Below are 18,257 nucleotides of genomic sequence, written 5' to 3'. Positions count from 1 at the left end.
ACTTCAATAAAAAACTTTTACAGTTCCCCTTCTGGTTTCTTCAAAACTGACCCCATTCACTGATCCAGCATAGAAAATCAAATAGCTATACTGCCCATCTTGAACCTTACTACCCTTAAAGGTACCATCCCAGCCTATGGCAATATCTTCTGTAGAAAAAATAATCTCGCCCCATTTATTGAAAATCTGCATAGTGTACTGAAGATTGCAGTCGTTAATTGGCTTAAAAACTCGATTAACTGCTTGCACACTATTTGGCGAAAAAGCATTTGGCAAGAAGATTTTAGGAAAGCGCTCCTGCACGTCAAAATCCATTTCTGTCTCACAACCACTGGCATCTACAATGGTCAAAGAATAAGCCCCTTGTGAGAAGTCGCTTCCCTCTTGCGAATCAATATTTGGTTTGTTGCTCCAGAAGAACTGGTAATCTGGCGTTCCTCCTTTGGCTTCAATATAAGTCTTCCCATTTGAAGCCTGAGGGCATATTTCCTCATTTAGGAATGACTCCAAGAAAGGCTCTAAGGCGGGAGGTTCGACAATCGTATAAGTTCTTGAAACCTGACAGCCGTTGGCATCGGTAACCGTAACGGCATAACCACCTGCTGGTAAATTCGTGATTACAGGATCACTGTAGGTTTTATCAAAATTCACTCCGACTACTTTTATCGAGTATTTTCCTTGTGCATTCGGTGTTCCACCTGTAATGTTTAAAGCGATACTTCCATTGGTTTCCGAAAAGCACCTTACCGGTAAAACAGACTCATCGGTAACCGTTAAAGGAGTCGGTTCTGTAATGGTATATGTTTGAGTAATTTCACAACCCACAGCATCAGTAATGGTGGCTTCATAATTACCAGCAGCAAGTCCAGAAATCGAAAGGCCTGTCATTCCATTATCCCAAGTAGCGGTATAGTTACCTGGCTTTCCGCCAGTTACCGTGAGGTCAATCGCTCCATTTTTTAATCCAAAGCAGGAAATGTTAGTGATATTGGCTACGGGCTTAATTTCTGAATACACAATAACCGGTAAATAATCAGAGTAACCATCGCAATCGGCAACCAAAGGGTTGGATTCTAAAAACCTGACCTTACCATTTCCAACTCCATTCCATTTGATCTTTACTTCATTCCCCGTGTTAATACCATTAATAAAAGTTCCTCCGACTACTTCCCAAGTATATACAGAACCATTGGTTTGCGGTGTAGAATAAGTAACCTCTTGAAATTCTGTAAAACAAACTTCTGATTTGCCTGTAGGTAATGGTGGAGCAAGTTCCTTATTAATTTTCACAGGAATTTCCAGCGTATCACCTATACAGCCTAAAGCATTTTTCGGTACTACTTTCAAGAAGGCATTATCATTAGGAGCTCCCCATGACACTTGAATTTGATCCGTTCCTTGGCCACTAGTGATTTGACCATCGGCCGAAATAATCCATTCGTAGGTATTTTCATCTGCACCTACCACAGAATAATCAATCAAATCAACATCCGGGCAAACCGATTGTGGCCCTACGATTTCAGTGGCCTCCACTTCCAATATGGTGACCTGTTTTGTAAAAACTTCTGAATTACCACAGCTGCCTTCACCGTTGGAAGCAATTACTCTGATTACATAATCGCCAGGAGTGGTATAAGTATGGTTTACTTCTTCACCAGTAGCCATTGCGCCATCATCAAAATGCCAATCGAAAACTGTATAAAGAGGATCTTCTCCCGGTATGGTTTCAAACTGAATTTTAAAATCAATATCTGAATTTAAACAGCCTTCATTTGAAATAATGTTAAGGTTGGCATCGGCCAATAAAAGTTGAGCATTGAGGTTTTCAAGGCTGGCGCCAGCCGAATAGCCGAATGACTCTGCATTTCCATAACCATACACATAGGCAATTACACCTTCAGGGGCTGTAAGTCTATGATTTCCTTGAGCAATATTCAACGATGCATAAGCCGCATCACCTTCGGTTTTAAACTGGCTTGTAATGTCCACACCATCCAAAAACACATCTTTCACGGCATCGCTCGCTGTAATTAAGGTCAGGTAATATTTAGCAATATTCTGAACAACAAAGGCATTAAAAGTAACGGATTTAATCCTTTGCTCTAATGGACTCACAATGATCATAAACGGGTCGGAAGGCACTCCATCACAATCTTGACTACGGCTAAACTGAGCCACAGTAATGGGCTTATCTGCCGAAATGGTTCTCACCCCCTCAAGTGCCTTATAAATCTTCACTTCCCCCGCATTTAAAATCAAAGTTTGTGACATTTTTGAGATTGAAATTCTCGTATCATTCTCAGCAGCAATAATTTTTACATAATCTCCTCCCTGACGCGTTTCATACGGAACAAAAAGAAAGTTCTTTCCCCAGGTGGAAACAGGAAACATTTGTTCTAGCAAGTGATCTCTAGCAGGCCCGCAACCTCCAACATTAGTAAACACATTACCCCCAAAAACGGCTATATTCTTACAATCAGAGCTATTTTGGCTCACCGTACGTACATAAGAGCCACTTAAATCCTCATCTGATTTCACCAAATAGGTTTCGCCAGCATTTAATTCAATCGTTTGGGGAATTCCTTTTAACCAACCATTGTAAGTAGTGCCAGTTGGGGTAATTTCAATTTGCGTTCCATCTTCCGAGGCCACCACAAGAAACTCTGATTCTCTCGAGCTTTCTACTATATCCCCAGGAGGTTCCATATGCGCCACCACATAATATTCATTCCCTAAAGCAGGTGTAGGCAATATAACAGCAGCATCCGCACTGAACTGCCTCTTATTTAATGCATATAGCGAAATGGGACTATCGGAAGTAACATGAATGCCAAAACCGTGCTTACCCTCATCTGTTGGCATAAGATTTAATGGAAGTACTACTTTCTTTGATACTCCAGGATCAACAGTTACTGTGACATTAAAGACATCGAGTGGTGTTTGTATTGTTACTGAAGTAGATTTTTCTGCACTGATATAAATCTCTATTGACTCCGCATTCGCGTTATCCATAAACCCAAACCAGAAATCTCTACCCTCAGTAGTAACTTGAGCATTTACCGATAGGGCAATACATAGCAGTCCAAAAAAAGATAGAATTAGCCTCCTCAACGTAGTCTTGTCAATATATAGTAGTTAGTCAAACTTGTCTCAATATGAGTATTTTCATCAACTAAAAGAAGTTTTAGATCAACCGATTGTCCGCTCATTTGACTTATGTTTTGAAAAAAGGTTTTAAGCTAAATCAAATTATAGTTACGATTTGAATTTGCATCTTGACTATTTAATCAATTGTTTTGAGCAAAATTTAGAAAATGGAACTCAAAGCTAAACTCCTCGAAATATTCCCAACCCAACAAGTATCTGCCTCTTTCAGAAAAAGAGAGTTTGTTGTAGAATATGCTGAAAACCCACAATACCCTGAGTATGTGAAGTTTGAAGCCATTCAAGATAAATGTGATCTTTTAGACAGTTTCAAACCCAACCAAACGGTGAACGTAAGTTTCAACCTCAAAGGAAGAAAATGGACAGATGCTCAAGGTCAGGTAAAATATTTCAATTCTTTACAAGCTTGGAGAATTACTCCTGAATCTGCTGGGCAAAGTGCAGCGCCTCAAGCCAACGGAAATACACCTCCTCCACCATCTGCAAGCGATGAGCCAGATTGGTTAAACAGCGATAGTTCAGACGACTTACCATTCTAAGATGAAATACGATGTGATTGTTATTGGTGGTGGCATTGTAGGTTTAGCAACAGCCTATCAAACCTTAAAGAAAAAGCCTAACCTTAAGCTCCTTCTTCTTGAAAAAGAAGGTACCTTAGCAGCACATCAAACTGGAAATAACAGCGGTGTAATTCACTCTGGCTTGTACTACAAGCCCGGAAGTTTAAAAGCCACAAACTGCATTAATGGCTACCATATGCTGATTGATTTTTGCGATCAAGAAGGCATTCCTTACGAACTATGTGGGAAAATTGTGGTAGCCACTGATGACTTTCAAAAACCACTATTAGAAAACCTATATCAGCGAGGTTTACAAAACGGCTTAGACAAAATTTCGAAAATTTCTATCGAAGAAATGAATGAAATTGAACCGCATGTAAAAGGAATCGCAGCCCTCAATGTTCCCTATACGGGCATTGTAGATTACAAACTGGTAGCCGAAAAGTACGGAGAGAAAATCAAGGAACTGGGCGGTGAAATCAGATTAAACACCAAGGTAACTGGCATTTCTGATCAAGGTCAATATTCGAATGTATCTACCGATGACAGCTCATTTGAGGCCAAGCTTGTAATCAACTGTTGCGGTCTGTATTCTGATAAAATCGCGAGAAAAACTTCTGAAGATGTAGACTTGAAAATCATTCCTTTTAGGGGTGAGTATTTCAAACTGAAACCAGAAAAAGAGTATTTGGTAAAGCATTTGATTTACCCCGTTCCCGATCCCAACTTCCCTTTCTTAGGCGTTCATTTCACAAGAATGATGAAAGGCGGAATTGAAGCGGGGCCGAATGCCGTGTTGGCTTTCAGACGCGAAGGCTACAAAAAATCGCAAATTCATTTGGGCGAATTGGCCGAGTCATTAATGTGGCCAGGCTTCCAAAAAGTAGCCATGAAGTACTGGAAAACGGGTTTTGGCGAAATGTACCGCTCTTTCAGTAAAGCCGCATTCACCAAGGCTCTGCAGAAGCTAATTCCAGAAATTCAGTCTGATGATTTGATTGATGGCGGTGCGGGTGTTCGTGCTCAGGCTTGCGACAGGACTGGAGGTTTATTAGATGACTTCTCCATTATCGAAACCAAACAGGCCATCAATGTATGTAATGCCCCTTCGCCTGCGGCAACTTCGTCTTTATCTATTGGTAATTCCATTTCAGACTTGGCTTTAAAGCGTTTTGATTGAGTAGATTGAAGACTAAAAATGAACTGGTTCACCGATAATCAAATCTTTGGCTGAACTACACCAACTAAACTCAATTCGCATTACTTTTGTGTCAAAGCAAAAAATCCGATATGAGTACTCCTGCTGTTAAATTCAATACCCAAGACAGACCCGAATTTGTTACTGAACTTAGAAAAAACGTAAACGGATATTTTAAAGAAAACAACATTTCTAAGCAGGCCAACACTACCATGAAAGTAAAAACGGCTTTCATGATTTGCTTATACTTCATTCCACTAGCTATACTTTTATCAGGCACAGTAAACACTTTTTGGCCAATGATGGGCATTTGGTTTTTAATGAGTATGGGCATGTCGGGCATTGGCTTATCGGTAATGCACGATGCCAATCACGGAGCCTATTCCAACAAAAAAACCGTAAATCAATTTTTCGGTTTCTTGGTCAACTTTTTAGGTGCGTACCATATCAACTGGAAAATTCAACACAACGTACTCCACCATTCTTTCACTAATGTAGAAGGTTATGATGAAGACTTTGAGAATCCGGTCATGCGTTTATCACCGAGCCAACCGCGCAAAAAAGGCTATAAATTTCAGGCATTTTACGCTCCCTTTGTTTACGGATTGCTGACATTGAATTGGCTTTTCAGTAAAGATTTTAAACAACTCATTGATTATAACAAAAAGAACTTATTAGTAGGTCAAGGCCTTACGCTGAGAAAAGCAATTTGGCGCTTGAGCTTCTACAAAGTGGGATACATTTTACTTACGGTAGTTTTGCCCATCCTCATTGTCGATTTGCCTTGGTGGCAAGTGTTGCTCGGTTTCTTAATGATGCAGTTTATCTCTGGCCTTATTCTAGCACTTATTTTCCAGCCTGCCCATGTGATTGAAGAGACAGATTTCTTTACCCCAAATGCAGAAGGCAGCATGGAAAACAACTGGGCGATTCACCAGTTGAGAACTACCGCTAATTTTGCCAATGGCAGCCGTTGGTTTTCTTGGTATGTAGGCGGATTGAATTATCAAATCGAACATCACCTTTTCCCAAATATCTGTCACGTTCATTACCGAAACATTTCCAAAATTGTAAAGCAAACAGCCGAGAAATACGACATTCCTTACTATCAACACAAAACTTTTTATCATGCCTTAAAAAGCCACTTTAGCTTGCTGCATGATTTAGGTACAGGAAAGTATGATCAGAAGTTAGCGAAGGCGTAATTCTTAAAGTTTTTAACTACCTTTTCTTAAAATCAAGATGATTTAAATGGAGTAGTTAATATGAAAAAAGCAATCCTACTTATTTTGCTATTTGTATCCACGGGGCTTTCGGCACAAGAGCAAATTCTACAAGGGAAGATCGTTGATGAAAACCAGTCAGCCCTAGCCTATGTAAACATTGGGTTAATCGGTACCACAGTAGGAACGGTATCAAACAGCGAAGGGCTTTTTAAACTTACAATTAAAGACCTTAGTCAATTGATAAATTCAACGCTTCGAGTATCTAGCATTGGTTATGAAACTCAGGAATTTGCCTTGAATAGTGTTGTAAAAGATGGCGAATTGATGATCGTAATGAAAGCCTCAACGCAACAGTTGAACGATGTAATAATCACCCCGTCAGATACAAAAGTATACACCGAAGGAAGGGATAAAACCAATACGGCTAGACAAGTAAATTTCTCTATTTCGACAGCACAAAATCAAAATCTAGGTTCCGAAATTGGTAGAAAGTTTGAGCTATCGAACCGAAAAGATAACTACCTAAAAAATTTCAAATTCTACATCAAATACAATGATTTTGACCAAGTTAAATTCAGAATCAACATTTATACTCTTGAAGATGGTGTACCTAGCGAGTACCTTAACAGCCAAAATCTGATTATTGAAATTACGGACAAGAAAACCGGCTGGATTGAAGTAGACTTATCGGAGCTTAACCTAGTAGTGAGGGGTGATATTGCCATTGGCGCAGAATGGATTGAGCATTCTAAAAACGGGAGACGACTTTCTCTACCGATGATCGTTCCTTCAATTGGTTCAACTCATTTCTATAAATACGGAAGCCAAAGCGACTGGAAGAAGTTTTCAAGCTTGTCTTCGGCCATGCTACTGACTTACGAGAAATAATTTCACCGACAATCCATGCCGATTATCACAATCAAAACCATAATTAACGCTCCCGCACAACGTTGTTTTGATTTATCAAGAAGTATTGATCTTCATCAAATTTCTACGATTGAAACTAAGGAAAGAGCAATAGCAGGCAAAACTTCAGGCTTGATTGGCTTGAATGAAACGGTAACTTGGCAGGCAAAACACTTTGGCATTACACAAAAGTTAACTTCAAAAATAACGGCTTTCGATAGCCCATCTTATTTTGTAGATGAAATGGTTAGCGGAGCATTTAAAGCCTTTAGACATGAGCATTTTTTTGAAATGATCCATGATCAAACTGAAATGACAGATCGATTTGATTACACTTCTCCGCTGGGGATTATCGGAAAGCTCTTCGACAATATTGTTTTAGAGAAGTATATGTTCAGCCTTCTTTATAAAAGAAATCAAGTGATCAAGGAATTTGCAGAATCTAATAAATGGAAAAAGGTTCTTTCTGTTTAGCCCTTCTCTTCATTCAAAAACTCAAGAGCCCTAAGTTCTGAATAAGTAAACTCACTCTTAGCGAGAATAAAGCCTACATGCCCTCCCCTTTTTGGGGTTTCTAGATACAGGTTTGGCATTTCTTCTGCCAACTGGTATGGGTAGCAATCTCCTTCTAATAATGGGTCGTTAAGGGCATTGATAAGTAAAATAGGCACTTCAATATTTTTAATGAACGGATAAGGATCGCAAAATTCATAAAACTCTTTCGCGTCCTTAAAACCATGAATGGGGCCAGAATAAAGGTTATCAAACTCCTTAAGCGTTTTTACAGTATCCATTCGGCTTACATCAATTTCAGGAAATTGTATGGCCTTCTTCTTTATCTTCTCTCTAAGCTTTACCAGGAATTTCTGTTCATACACCTTATTCACCCTAAGGTTTAAAGTAGCCGCACTTTCAATAAGAGAACATGGTGCACTAATGGCCACCGCCCCTTTCACGTTTTTCGGCAATGGAAAATCTGACTCCCCCAAATAACGGAGTGTTTGGCCACCTCCCATACTGATACCAACAAGGCCGATTTGATCGTAGTCGTACTTTTGATTGGCATGCTCAATTACGCTGCGTAAATCATAGCTGGCAGCATGGTGATAAAGGATTTTCTGGCGGTTCATTTCACCACTACAGGTTCTGTTGTTCCAAGCCAGAATGTCCCATCCATTCTGACCAAAAAGTTTCGCCAATCCAGTTACGTAATGTCTTCCAGAATCTCCTTCTAGTCCGTGGCTCACCACCAACAAACGATTATTCCCTTTTCGAATCCAGTCGATATCTAAAAAATCATCGTCTGGGGTTTCAATCCGTTCTCTTTCGTAAGTCACTCCTGTCACCTTTCTTCTTATGCTTGGAATAATGGTTTCAAAATGGCCATTAAGGTAAAAGAATGGTGGGCCTTGGTATTTCGAAGGAAGTATGGGCATGTGGTTTTTCTGATTATTTATAATCGATCGTGCAGATAACTCAGGAGACAAATATCTGCATTCCTAAACAAAAAGCCTTAACGCACTGATTCTAATTATATATAAAAACTAATGCGTTAAGAAGTAACATATTGTTAATCTTGAATTTACCACCAGGATACAGTCAAACTTTACCTTTAGACCAATAAATAATCTCATCATATTTATTGGGTGTTTGTAAAAAAGGTCTGGTTTTCCACAGACTTTTTTTATGCAAAAAAGCCTGTTCAAAAGATGGCTAAGTCCTAACTTGCAGCCATTAATTAGAACATATGCACGTAGCGATAGCAGGAAATATAGGGTCGGGTAAAACCACTTTAGCCCAGAAATTAGGAAAGGATTACAATTGGAATGTTGAACTGGAGTCGGTTGAAGACAATCCCTATCTCAAGGATTTTTATGAAGACATGAGCCGTTGGTCTTTTCACCTTCAGGTTTACTTTTTAAACAGTCGTTTTAAGCAAATTGCTGCCATTCAAGAATCTGTAAAAGGCACGATTCAAGACAGAACCATTTACGAAGACGCGCATATTTTCGCTGCCAACCTAAAACAGTCGGGCTTTATTAGCGACAGAGATTACCAAAATTATTTGGAACTGTTTAAGTCAATGATCAAGTATGTGCAACCGCCAGATTTATTGATTTACCTCAAAGCAGACATCCCAAAACTTGTGGGCAATATTCAGAAGCGAGGAAGAGATTACGAAGAGTTGATTAGAATTGAGTATTTAAAAAACCTCAATTCGCACTATGAAAACTGGATTGGCAACTATGATATGGGTAAACTCCTGATTATTGATGTGAACAATCTTGACTTCGTTAACAAAGTAGAAGATTACTCTCTGATTGTAGAAAAAGTAAATCTGGAGATCAATGGATTATTTAGTTAAAACACAGTAGCACAGGTTATTAAAAAAATCACTACATTAGTCGAGTATTCGCTATTGAAACTCTACTTTTTAATTGAAACTTATACAGTCCTGGTATTCTACTGGGACATTTTTTTTGTTCTAACCCCAATACAACAAGATTAAACCAAATAGCCCACTGCTAAAATAGCCATACCAATAACGGCCATCATTAACATTGGTCGCCACACAAATTTGAGCCACACGTTATAGGGCACATTCACCATGCTCAATGAGGGAAGAATAATTCCAGCCGGTGTAATGAACATCATAAGCCCAAAACCAAACACATAAGCATTTACGATTTCTTCCGTAGGAACGCCCACCACATTGGCCAAAGCGCCCATAATGGGCATACTCACCAAGGCCAAGCCAGAAGATGAAGAAATGAAAAAGGCCAAGACAAAGAACACCAACATCAGCACAGGCAAAAACACCAAGCCATCTACCCCACTCACCATGTTGGAAGCATAATTCAGGATGGTTCCCGAAATCTGGCCATCATTCATTACAATAGTAATACCGCGTGCTACACCAATGATCAACGCTACTCCCAATAAGTCTTTCGCACCAGCAATAAAGGCATTCACAAAAGCATTTTCACCCAAACGGATGATGAGACCTAAGAACAAGGCACTGACCAAAAACAGAGCTGTCATCTCTTCGAACCACCAACCCAAGCTAGAAACACCATACACCATTATCACGAAGGTTAGGCCAAAAAGCACTAAGAGCAATTGAGTTTTCAAGTTGAGTTTTTCTGTCTGTTCGGTTTTCTTCAATGCCGAAAATGGCTGTTTGATATCCATGTTATATAGGAGCGACTGTTTCGGGTCTTTCTTCACTTTTTCAGCATATCGCAACACATAAGTAATCACCACAATGCCTCCTAAAATAAACATCGTCAATCGGCTGTAAATACCCAATGTCCAACTTACGCCTGCGGCATCGGAAGCTATTATCGTTTCAAAAGGATTGATCATTGCGCCCATAAGGCCAATACAAGAACCTCCGTATAATGCTCCAACAGGTACAATTAGGTCATAACCAGCAGCCAGAAAAATGGGGACTAGAATAGGATAAAAAGCGATGGTTTCTTCCTGCATTCCAAAGGTGGTTCCGCCTATGGCGACTAAAATCATAACCGCTACAATCAGCCACTTTTCTCGGCCTTTCATTTTTTCTGAAAGCGAAGCCAAACCTCGATCGAAAGCACCAGAAGCAGTAAAAACACCAATAAACCCTCCGATAATCAATACAAACAGAATAATATCAATCGACTCGTAAATACCTTTGATTGGAGCATATACAATGGCCATTAACCCTTGTGGGCTCGATTCCATTTCAGCGTAAGTATTTGGAATAGAAACAGGTTTTCTGATTTTTCCTTCCTCAAATTTAGAAAGCTCCATTTTCAGGTTTAAGCTATCTAAAACCGATTGACTTGCCTTTAAAGAAACGGTGTTCTCTTTGCCTTCAATAAGAAAATTGCCTGCATCATAACTTAAGGTGGAAAAGCTTCCGGCCGGCATTAAAAAAGTGGCTATAGCACTTAATATGATAATGATATACAGTACCGTAAACGGATTGGGGAACTTGAATTTCTTCATAAGACAAGATTAAAAGCTTTAAGTTAAGGAATTTGAAGGATTCATCTCAGCCTAAATAATCGAGTTCTATTCAAGTTAAAATCTTGGCAAAGGCAAGCGTTTCATTATTTCGCTTTCGTTACATTTGCAAAATGGACGGAACCAACAGAGCGAACATAAAGCCGGGTATTGAGGTAAACATTGTGCTTAAACAAGACCAAAGGAGTGGAAAATTAACCCAAGGTGTTGTGAAAGATATTTTGACAAAATCTCCGAAACATACCCACGGTATTAAAGTGCGTTTAGAAGACGGCCAAGTAGGGCGCGTTAAAGAAATACTCGAATGAAAACTGGGTCTGCAATTATTAGAAAGTGTGAAGCACAAGACTTAACACAACTGACCCAGTTTGCACTCAAAACCTTTAAAGACACTTTTGAAAAAGACAACGACCCCAAAGATTTCAATGCCTACATTGAAAAGGCCATAACAGAAGAAAAACTAGGTCAAGAAATGGCCAATGAAGGCTCTAGCTTCTACTTTTTAGAACTTGATAGTCGAGTGATTGGCTATATAAAACTGAACTTCGCTCCTTTCCAGTCAGACATTAATGACCCCAAAAGTTTAGAGTTAGAACGAGCTTATGTGGATATGAAATTCCATGGCCAAGGTTACGGTAAAATGCTTTTCGACTTTATCGTTCAACAGGCTAAGTCACATCAAATTGAATACATCTGGTTAGGTGTTTGGGAGAGAAACGCAAAAGCCATTGCTTTTTATGAACAACTGGGATTTTACAAATTTGCAGAGCATCCCTTTAAATTGGGTACAGCCAAGCAAAAGGATCATTTAATGCGCTGCGACTTGCCTTTGTCTTAAATCTTGGTTAATCTGTACGAGCAAGTCTAAACCTAGAATTTAAATGATGAAAGCCCTACTCTGCCACGAATTTGGTTCTACAGAAAACCTAAAGCTCACCACTACCGAAAGCCCAAAACCACAAAAAGGTCAGTTGGTCATTTCTGTAAAGGCATGTGGTGTTAACTTCCCCGACAGCCTCATTATACAAAATAAATATCAGTTTAAACCTGAATTACCTTTTGCTCCTGGAGGCGAAGTAGCGGGCATTGTAAAAGAGATTGGTGAAGGAATTGACCATTTGAAAGTGGGCGACCGTGTTTTCTCGCTTACAGGTTGGGGAGGTTTTGCGGAAGAAGTTTTGGCAGATGGCTATAAAACCCTGCCCATTCCCGAAGGAATGGACTTTATCACTGCAGCAACAACCATGTACACCTGTGGCACTTCACTTCACGCCTTAAAACAAAGGGCTCAATTAAAAGAAGGCGAAACACTTTTGGTTTTGGGGGCAGCAGGCGGTGTAGGTTTGGCAGCCGTCCAAATCGGGAAGTTGATGGGCGCTAAAGTGATTGCCGCAGCTTCAACAGACGAAAAGCTGGCCTTATGTAAAGAAAAGGGAGCAGATGAAGTCATCAATTACAGCACTGAAGACCTTCGAGAAAGAATAAAGGCACTGACCGACAACCGAGGTGTAGATGTAGTTTACGACCCCGTAGGCGATCGTTTTTCAGAGCCTTCAGTACGTTCATTGGCATGGCAAGGTCGTTATTTAGTTGTAGGTTTTGCAGGAGGTGCACCGGCTTCTATTCCTTTGAATTTACCTCTGCTAAAAGGCGCATCTATTGTAGGCGTATTTTGGGGAGCCTTTGCTCAGAAACAGCCAAAAGACAGCATGACCAATTTTCAACAGATTCTCGCTTGGATCAAAAGTGGCCAGCTCAATCAGCATATTCACCACCAATATCCACTGAGTGAAGGCACTCAAGCCATTCAAGACTTGATGGAAAGAAAAGTAATGGGTAAGAATGTGGTTGTGATTGATTAAAATACTTTGCTAGAAGATTTTCGGCCTTACTAATTGCTAATTAAGATATCCCTATTTTTGCAAAAATATTTTCTTCATGGATAACTTTGAATCGCTTAACCTTTCTACTCCGCTTCGGAACGCCATTGATGATCTAAATTTTGAAAAGCCTACCCCTATTCAGGCAGAAGCCTTTCCTGTAGTACTATCTGGAAAAGACTTGGTGGGAATTGCGCAAACAGGCACGGGAAAAACCTTTGCTTACATGCTTCCTTCCCTGCGCGACCTGAAGTTTTCTAAACAAACTACACCGCGCATTTTGGTGGTTGTTCCAACTCGTGAATTGGTGTTACAGGTAGTGGAACAAACCAAGTTATTGGCCAAATACATGAATGTTCGTGTTTTGGGAGTTTATGGTGGAGTGAATATCAAAACGCATATGGCTGAAGCGCTCGAAGGATGCGATATCCTAGTAGCCACGCCTGGCCGACTGTATGATTTGGTGTTAAGCAAAGCACTTTCCTTAAAAAGTATTAACAAATTAATTATAGATGAGGTGGATGTAATGCTCGATTTGGGCTTTAGATTTCAGCTTCAGAATATTTTCGATTTACTTCCAGAAAGAAGGCAGAACATTATGTTTTCGGCCACTATGACGGACGAAGTAGATGCGTTAATTAATGATTATTTCATTACCCCCGCTAAAATCTCAATAGCTGTAAGCGGAACCCCACTCGATAATATAGCCCAACAATGTTATCCCGTACTTAACTTTTATACCAAAGCCAACCTTCTGAAATATCTGTTAGAAGATACAGCTGAGTTTAAAAAAGTATTGGTTTTTGTGGCGAATAAAAAGGAAGCCGACAGGCTTTATGAGTTATTAGAAGAAACTTTCATGTCGAAAGTTGGGGTAATCCACTCTAACAAATCACAGAACTACCGAATCAGATCTATCGAAGATTTTGATCAGGGTAACACCCGGATTTTAGTAGCTACGGATGTAATTGCCCGTGGGTTAGATTTAGAGCAGATCACCCATGTCATCAACTTCGACACCCCTAATTTTCCTGAAAACTACATGCACAGAATTGGTAGAACCGGTCGTGCCGAACACCAGGGAAAGAGTATTCTTTTTTATACTGAAAAAGAAGAAGCCGACAAAGAGGCTATTGAATTGTTAATGGGTTATGAAATTCCTACGCTTCCTTTTCCAGAAGAAGTGCCAATAACCAGAAAGTTAACTCCTGAAGAACAGCCGGTGGTAATTGAAGTCCATAAAAACCACAAGCAATCTAAGCATGTACCAGGCCCTGCTTTCCACGAAAAAAAGGAAAAGAACCAAAAGGAAAATCAAGGCGGATCTTATAAAAGAAAAATTGAGGCGAAATATAAAAAGCCTAGAACCCGAGGCGATAAAAATCAAATCAAAAAGAATAAGAGAAGGTAGGCCCTGCTAACTGTATTCTTAACTGTTGCAAATTCCTGACATTAAAACAGTACATTGAAGAAAATTCAGAAACTATGGCCAAATCTCAGGACGCAAAAAAGTCTACAAAAAAGGAGGCATTGAAAACGCCAAAAGAAAAGAAAGAAGCAAAAAGAGAAAAGAAGGGGAAAAAGAGCTACGATTAAATTCGAATCAATTTTTATTACGTTAGCAACAACATCGTTTTCATTTCTAGTTATTAGGCATAAAAAAAACCGGAGTCTCCTCCGGTTTTTTTATTTATGTAATGTCAGTAGAAATGGCCTAGTTGGTTATAATGCCACCTTTAGCACTGTCTACTGTAATTTTCGGAGTACCTTTTCCAGATACAATCCAACGCAAGGTAACAGTACTGTTGCCAGGGATGTTTTCCAACACCATTTTAGCTGGATCGACTTTTTGTTCTGTACTAAGCCCTAAATCTAAGTCTTGAACAATCATACCTACTTGAACATCAACACCTGAAATGGTTACATAATCAGGTCTTTCAATTTTATACTTCAAATCCTGCGAAGCATGAGTCGGCATCATTCTATCGTTTTTGATTACAGCGGTGATCTCTCTCAATCCTCCACCTAAATCTTTTTCAGTCACTTTATCTATGCTCAATAGTGGCATATGATGCGCATGATATAAAGCAAAAGACATGTTTCTATGAAGTTCTTCTTCTAACAAGAATCCAGGGGTAGCTCTACCAAAGTTTTTCTTGAAGCCACCAATCTCTACCTCGCCATAAGTTGGATGGTTATAAGGAGCCCAAGGAGTAAAAGCATCACCTGCTAATAATTCTTTATCAAAATCATAGCCCTCATCTCTTCCGCCACGCTCATTTTTATAGTAAGCAAAGCTAGTGAAGATCTCATTAGTGAAAGTATAAATACCTCTGCTTCCGTAGAACCAATCTAACTCTCCACCAAATACAGAGTATAAATCTTTGTAAACAGTTAAGTAACGGTAGCCCGGCAGCATTTTCTGTCCTTTCATACCAATAGCATCGTAAATTCTAAGGTCAGCACGGTTGTACGTAGCAAGGTCTTCTTCAGCACCAGGGCCTCTTAAAATCATACCTCCCGAATTGTGGAAACTTTGCGCACCAGCAATATTAGGATGAGCCATTACGAAATCAGCTACGGCACGGTTTTCTGGAGCACTGAATGGGTATTTTAAGGCACCACGCTGAATATAATCAGGTTGCCATTTCCAAGCCCAGTCTCTGTTTGGATCATAAACCCCAGGACGATCTTCGTTCACTCTGCCGTCACCATCATTGTCGATTCCTTCAGAACCTAACATTTCATAACGCTGAGCAGTAGTAATGTCATCTGGACCAATTTGGATCATTTTACGTGGATCAAGTGGGTCAACGATAAAATCGCCATACTCGCTTTTTCTACGCATGCTCGTAACAGAGCCATCACCGTCCAGATCATCGAGACCATCTTCGTCCACTAAACCATCACGGTCATCATCCAAAGGCATCATACCCGAACGAGGAGAACTGCCGGTGTTCGCTTGTTGCATATAATGATTCCTTGCATCTGGGTTGATGGTAGGAACAATGTAAAAAATACGATTATCAAGCATGTCGGTAATGTAGTCTACATCACCATAGTTTTCCGTTAAGTACCAAGCAGTATAAATAGAAATTTCAGCTCCTTGAATTTCATTAGAGTGAATGTTTCCATCAATATAATATCCAGGCTTTCTGTCTGCGATTCCTTTTTTGAAGTTCGTAATCTGAAGCATCCAAAGATCACGTCCTTCATAAGATTTACCTATCGAAATACGCTTCACCAAATCTGGATGGGCTGCGGCAATCTTCTTCGAAATTTCAGCTAGTCCTTCGGCTGTATAATAGCGATTAAAGGCAATGTCAACTTTAGGGTTGTGAGGTGAACCTGCAGCCCTAAAAATTTGATCATCATTCTGTGCAAAACTGGTTACTGGTAGCGTTAAACCTACCATGATTAAACCAGCGAATAAGTTTGATATATATCTTTTCATCGGTTTTATTATTTAAGGTTTACACTTACGTTGTCAGTACCTGCATGAGGAGCGCCAGCTTCGATTTGAACTGATCCTTTTCCTTTTACAAGCCAAGTAAATTGTTGCGATCCATCACCATCAAGGTTATTAATGGTCATAATTCTACGGCCAGAAATCACTTCTTGATCTTTACCTAATTTCACTTCAACTCTTATTGGCATTAACCAACGAGAGCGGGTTCCCATTTGTGTATGGGTTGGTAAGGTACCTGCATTATAAACATCTACCGTTATTCTTGTCATTCCTTTACCAACGGCTTCAGACTTAAGGTTCACCAACTTAACATCGGCCTGCATTCCTACTAATTCAACAATAAAATCATTGTTCTTTTTAGAAGCATCTGCCACCATTGACATTGGAGGGTTGTTCATTTTAAATGGCGCAATCCCCCCTACTTCTACTTTTTGATTTGGAAAATCAGGATGACTGATTTCTTTCCAATCAACAAAATAGTTGTTTAGATTTTCTTGTGCTGCCCATCTCAAGAAATTCACCTCTTGATTTTTGTCTTTATTAGCAACTGCTCCTTCTTCATCTTTGGCTGCAGACGCCCACCATCCCGGTGTTCCTAAACTCAATCTTCCGAAGTGGAAATAAGCCCACTGTAAGAAATCACCGCCTTGCTCTCCAGAAGCAGGTGCGTTTTTCATACCTGTAGTTTTATTATAAGCATCTGAAATGAATTTATTCAAATCAGCATCTTCGCTTAAGATACTGGTAACGACTCTTTTAGATGCTCCAGCACGGTTAAACCTCCAAGGGCTTGAAAGGTTATTACCAGGACCAAATGTGAAAACACCATAAAGATTCCACTTAGTGTAAAGTAAGTCTAACAAGGCTCTGTTTTCTTTTTCAGATACAGAGTGTTCTCCTGCACCCGCTACAAAATATGGATACTCATAAGTTAAATTTTTTCTGAAATGAATTCCGCCTTCGCCATCTTCATTAAAGCTACCGTCTTTGTCATTGTCCATCCCTTCGGTAAATATTTTGTACTTACCTTTTTCACCTTCGGCTTTGTTAGCCTTGATCATCACTCGGCTATCCGCAGGGTGAGTAACCCAGTCACCTGTTGCATCTTCAACACGCATCCAAGTAATAATACCGTCTCCGTTTAAATCTTCAAATGGATCTTCATTTAATTTCCCATCACGATCGTCATCGGTTTGCTTTGCGTTACCACTTCTTTCGTATTTCAAGCTTGCGAAATACTGTTCGGTAGCATCAGGACTCATGTTTGGAAAAACATAAAAAGTAGTGTGATCAAGCACACTCGAATGGTCTTTCACAATACCTTCAGCAAAGCGAACGGCCATTTCTACTCCAAGAATATGAGCGCCTTCTACCCCACCAACAACGGCCATAGCTGGTTTGCTATCTACATCGCCTTTGCCTAGGGTCAGCATCCAAATATCTTTGCCTCCATCGGTTTTTGTGATTGATTCTAATTTTACATCGGGTGAAGACCCGGCCAACTGCTTCAGTCTTTGTGCAAGCTGATTAGCGTTGTTGTAGTCTTGGGCTTGTAGCGAAACACTAAATAAAAATAGTGCCCCCAATACCCATTTTTTGACTTTCTGGTTCATAGGCTAATTAATAGTTTGTTCAATTAAACCATGAGTTTACGGAAAAAATAGGGTTCAAAAAATCGTGGATTACTAAAGACATTCAATTCCTCTGTTGAATGGTATTTGATCGGGTTAGGTGGGAAATGCTAAAGTGGGAGAGTTAAAGTGAATTATAAAGCCCAATTCGTTAACACCACATTAGTTAACACCACATTAGTTAAAAACAGAAAACCGAAGTCTCCCCCGG

At 39.8% G+C, this 18,257-nt stretch carries 15 protein-coding genes; 10 read left to right on the top strand and 5 right to left on the bottom strand.

All coding sequences use genetic code 11. From position 1 onward, the window contains the following. Positions 1-3: 3 nt before the first annotated feature. A complete protein-coding gene (locus tag MB14_RS15845) occupies positions 4-3,111 on the bottom strand; it encodes a PKD-like domain-containing protein (RefSeq protein WP_132643967.1) in 3,108 nt (1,035 codons plus the stop codon). Between the two features lie 203 nt (positions 3,112-3,314). Here MB14_RS15845 and MB14_RS15840 point away from each other — a divergent pair, with 203 nt between their 5' ends. From MB14_RS15840 to MB14_RS15820, 5 genes are all read left to right on the top strand, one after another. Beyond that, entirely contained in the window at positions 3,315-3,704 is a 390-nt protein-coding gene (locus tag MB14_RS15840) for a DUF3127 domain-containing protein (protein ID WP_053221924.1), read from the top strand. A gap of 1 nt (position 3,705) precedes the next feature. Further along, the gene (gene lhgD / locus MB14_RS15835) at positions 3,706-4,905 is read left to right on the top strand and encodes an L-2-hydroxyglutarate dehydrogenase (protein WP_062593294.1); all 1,200 of its coding nucleotides are present in this window, start codon (positions 3,706-3,708) and stop codon (positions 4,903-4,905) included. A gap of 110 nt (positions 4,906-5,015) precedes the next feature. Beyond that, entirely contained in the window at positions 5,016-6,128 is a 1,113-nt protein-coding gene (locus MB14_RS15830) for a fatty acid desaturase family protein (RefSeq protein WP_062593292.1), read from the top strand. Positions 6,129-6,188: 60 nt separating this feature from the next. After that, entirely contained in the window at positions 6,189-7,037 is an 849-nt protein-coding gene (locus tag MB14_RS15825) for a carboxypeptidase-like regulatory domain-containing protein (RefSeq protein WP_062593290.1), read from the top strand. A 15-nt stretch (positions 7,038-7,052) separates the two neighbouring features. Beyond that, a complete protein-coding gene (locus tag MB14_RS15820) occupies positions 7,053-7,529 on the top strand; it encodes an SRPBCC family protein (RefSeq protein ID WP_062593288.1) in 477 nt (158 codons plus the stop codon). On the opposite strand, the gene MB14_RS15815 is transcribed toward MB14_RS15820, so the two are convergent. Beyond that, positions 7,526-8,491, bottom strand: a complete 966-nt coding sequence (locus tag MB14_RS15815) for a YheT family hydrolase (protein ID WP_062593285.1) — start codon at positions 8,489-8,491, stop codon at positions 7,526-7,528. The two genes, MB14_RS15820 and MB14_RS15815, sit on opposite strands and share 4 nt — an antisense overlap. A gap of 311 nt (positions 8,492-8,802) precedes the next feature. On the opposite strand from MB14_RS15815, the gene MB14_RS15810 reads away from it, so the two are divergent. Next, the gene (locus MB14_RS15810; RefSeq protein WP_062593284.1) at positions 8,803-9,420 is read left to right on the top strand and encodes a deoxynucleoside kinase; all 618 of its coding nucleotides are present in this window, start codon (positions 8,803-8,805) and stop codon (positions 9,418-9,420) included. 140 nt (positions 9,421-9,560) lie between these two features. On the opposite strand, the gene MB14_RS15805 is transcribed toward MB14_RS15810, so the two are convergent. Further along, entirely contained in the window at positions 9,561-11,048 is a 1,488-nt protein-coding gene (locus MB14_RS15805; RefSeq protein WP_062593281.1) for a YfcC family protein, read from the bottom strand. A gap of 131 nt (positions 11,049-11,179) precedes the next feature. Between MB14_RS15805 and MB14_RS15800 the strand changes: the two genes are divergently transcribed. The 4 genes from MB14_RS15800 to MB14_RS15785 all read left to right on the top strand — a co-directional run bounded on the left by MB14_RS15800 (position 11,180) and on the right by MB14_RS15785 (position 14,357). After that, positions 11,180-11,374 carry a YwbE family protein gene (locus MB14_RS15800; protein ID WP_062593279.1) on the top strand — a complete coding sequence of 65 codons (195 nt, stop codon included), beginning with the start codon at positions 11,180-11,182 and terminating at the stop codon, positions 11,372-11,374. Continuing rightward, entirely contained in the window at positions 11,371-11,904 is a 534-nt protein-coding gene (locus MB14_RS15795) for a GNAT family N-acetyltransferase (protein WP_062593277.1), read from the top strand. Before MB14_RS15800 ends, MB14_RS15795 begins: the two co-directional genes overlap by 4 nt. 43 nt (positions 11,905-11,947) lie before the next feature. Then, on the top strand, positions 11,948-12,928 hold the full coding sequence (locus tag MB14_RS15790) for an NADPH:quinone oxidoreductase family protein (protein WP_375596897.1): 981 nt from the start codon (positions 11,948-11,950) through the stop codon (positions 12,926-12,928). A gap of 76 nt (positions 12,929-13,004) precedes the next feature. Further along, the gene (locus tag MB14_RS15785; protein ID WP_062593273.1) at positions 13,005-14,357 is read left to right on the top strand and encodes a DEAD/DEAH box helicase; all 1,353 of its coding nucleotides are present in this window, start codon (positions 13,005-13,007) and stop codon (positions 14,355-14,357) included. 303 nt (positions 14,358-14,660) lie between these two features. Here the strand turns inward: MB14_RS15785 and MB14_RS15780 are convergent, their stop codons facing one another. Together MB14_RS15780 and MB14_RS15775 are read right to left on the bottom strand one after the other, a co-directional pair. After that, positions 14,661-16,400 carry a M14 family metallopeptidase gene (locus tag MB14_RS15780; protein ID WP_062593271.1) on the bottom strand — a complete coding sequence of 580 codons (1,740 nt, stop codon included), beginning with the start codon at positions 16,398-16,400 and terminating at the stop codon, positions 14,661-14,663. An 8-nt stretch (positions 16,401-16,408) separates the two neighbouring features. Then, complete coding sequence (locus MB14_RS15775; RefSeq protein ID WP_062593269.1) at positions 16,409-18,028, bottom strand: M14 family metallopeptidase; 1,620 nt, start codon at positions 18,026-18,028, stop codon at positions 16,409-16,411. Positions 18,029-18,257 lie beyond the last annotated feature (229 nt).

The organism is Roseivirga ehrenbergii (assembly GCF_001593005.1).
Lineage (GTDB): Bacteria > Bacteroidota > Bacteroidia > Cytophagales > Cyclobacteriaceae > Roseivirga > Roseivirga ehrenbergii.
This window is presented reverse-complemented; position numbering and strand designations above follow the sequence as displayed.

What these genes read in the sequence shown, in the direction of transcription:
- MB14_RS15840 (WP_053221924.1), top strand. Translation starts at nt 3,315, where the DNA reads ATGGAACTCAAAGCTAAACTCCTCGAAATATTCCCAACCCAACAAGTA.
- lhgD (WP_062593294.1), top strand. Translation starts at nt 3,706, where the DNA reads ATGAAATACGATGTGATTGTTATTGGTGGTGGCATTGTAGGTTTAGCA.
- MB14_RS15830 (WP_062593292.1), top strand. Translation starts at nt 5,016, where the DNA reads ATGAGTACTCCTGCTGTTAAATTCAATACCCAAGACAGACCCGAATTT.
- MB14_RS15825 (WP_062593290.1), top strand. Translation starts at nt 6,189, where the DNA reads ATGAAAAAAGCAATCCTACTTATTTTGCTATTTGTATCCACGGGGCTT.
- MB14_RS15820 (WP_062593288.1), top strand. Translation starts at nt 7,053, where the DNA reads ATGCCGATTATCACAATCAAAACCATAATTAACGCTCCCGCACAACGT.
- MB14_RS15815 (WP_062593285.1), bottom strand. Translation starts at nt 8,491, where the DNA reads ATGCCCATACTTCCTTCGAAATACCAAGGCCCACCATTCTTTTACCTT.
- MB14_RS15810 (WP_062593284.1), top strand. Translation starts at nt 8,803, where the DNA reads ATGCACGTAGCGATAGCAGGAAATATAGGGTCGGGTAAAACCACTTTA.
- MB14_RS15805 (WP_062593281.1), bottom strand. Translation starts at nt 11,048, where the DNA reads ATGAAGAAATTCAAGTTCCCCAATCCGTTTACGGTACTGTATATCATT.
- MB14_RS15800 (WP_062593279.1), top strand. Translation starts at nt 11,180, where the DNA reads ATGGACGGAACCAACAGAGCGAACATAAAGCCGGGTATTGAGGTAAAC.
- MB14_RS15795 (WP_062593277.1), top strand. Translation starts at nt 11,371, where the DNA reads ATGAAAACTGGGTCTGCAATTATTAGAAAGTGTGAAGCACAAGACTTA.
- MB14_RS15790 (WP_375596897.1), top strand. Translation starts at nt 11,948, where the DNA reads ATGATGAAAGCCCTACTCTGCCACGAATTTGGTTCTACAGAAAACCTA.
- MB14_RS15785 (WP_062593273.1), top strand. Translation starts at nt 13,005, where the DNA reads ATGGATAACTTTGAATCGCTTAACCTTTCTACTCCGCTTCGGAACGCC.
- MB14_RS15780 (WP_062593271.1), bottom strand. Translation starts at nt 16,400, where the DNA reads ATGAAAAGATATATATCAAACTTATTCGCTGGTTTAATCATGGTAGGT.
- MB14_RS15775 (WP_062593269.1), bottom strand. Translation starts at nt 18,028, where the DNA reads ATGAACCAGAAAGTCAAAAAATGGGTATTGGGGGCACTATTTTTATTT.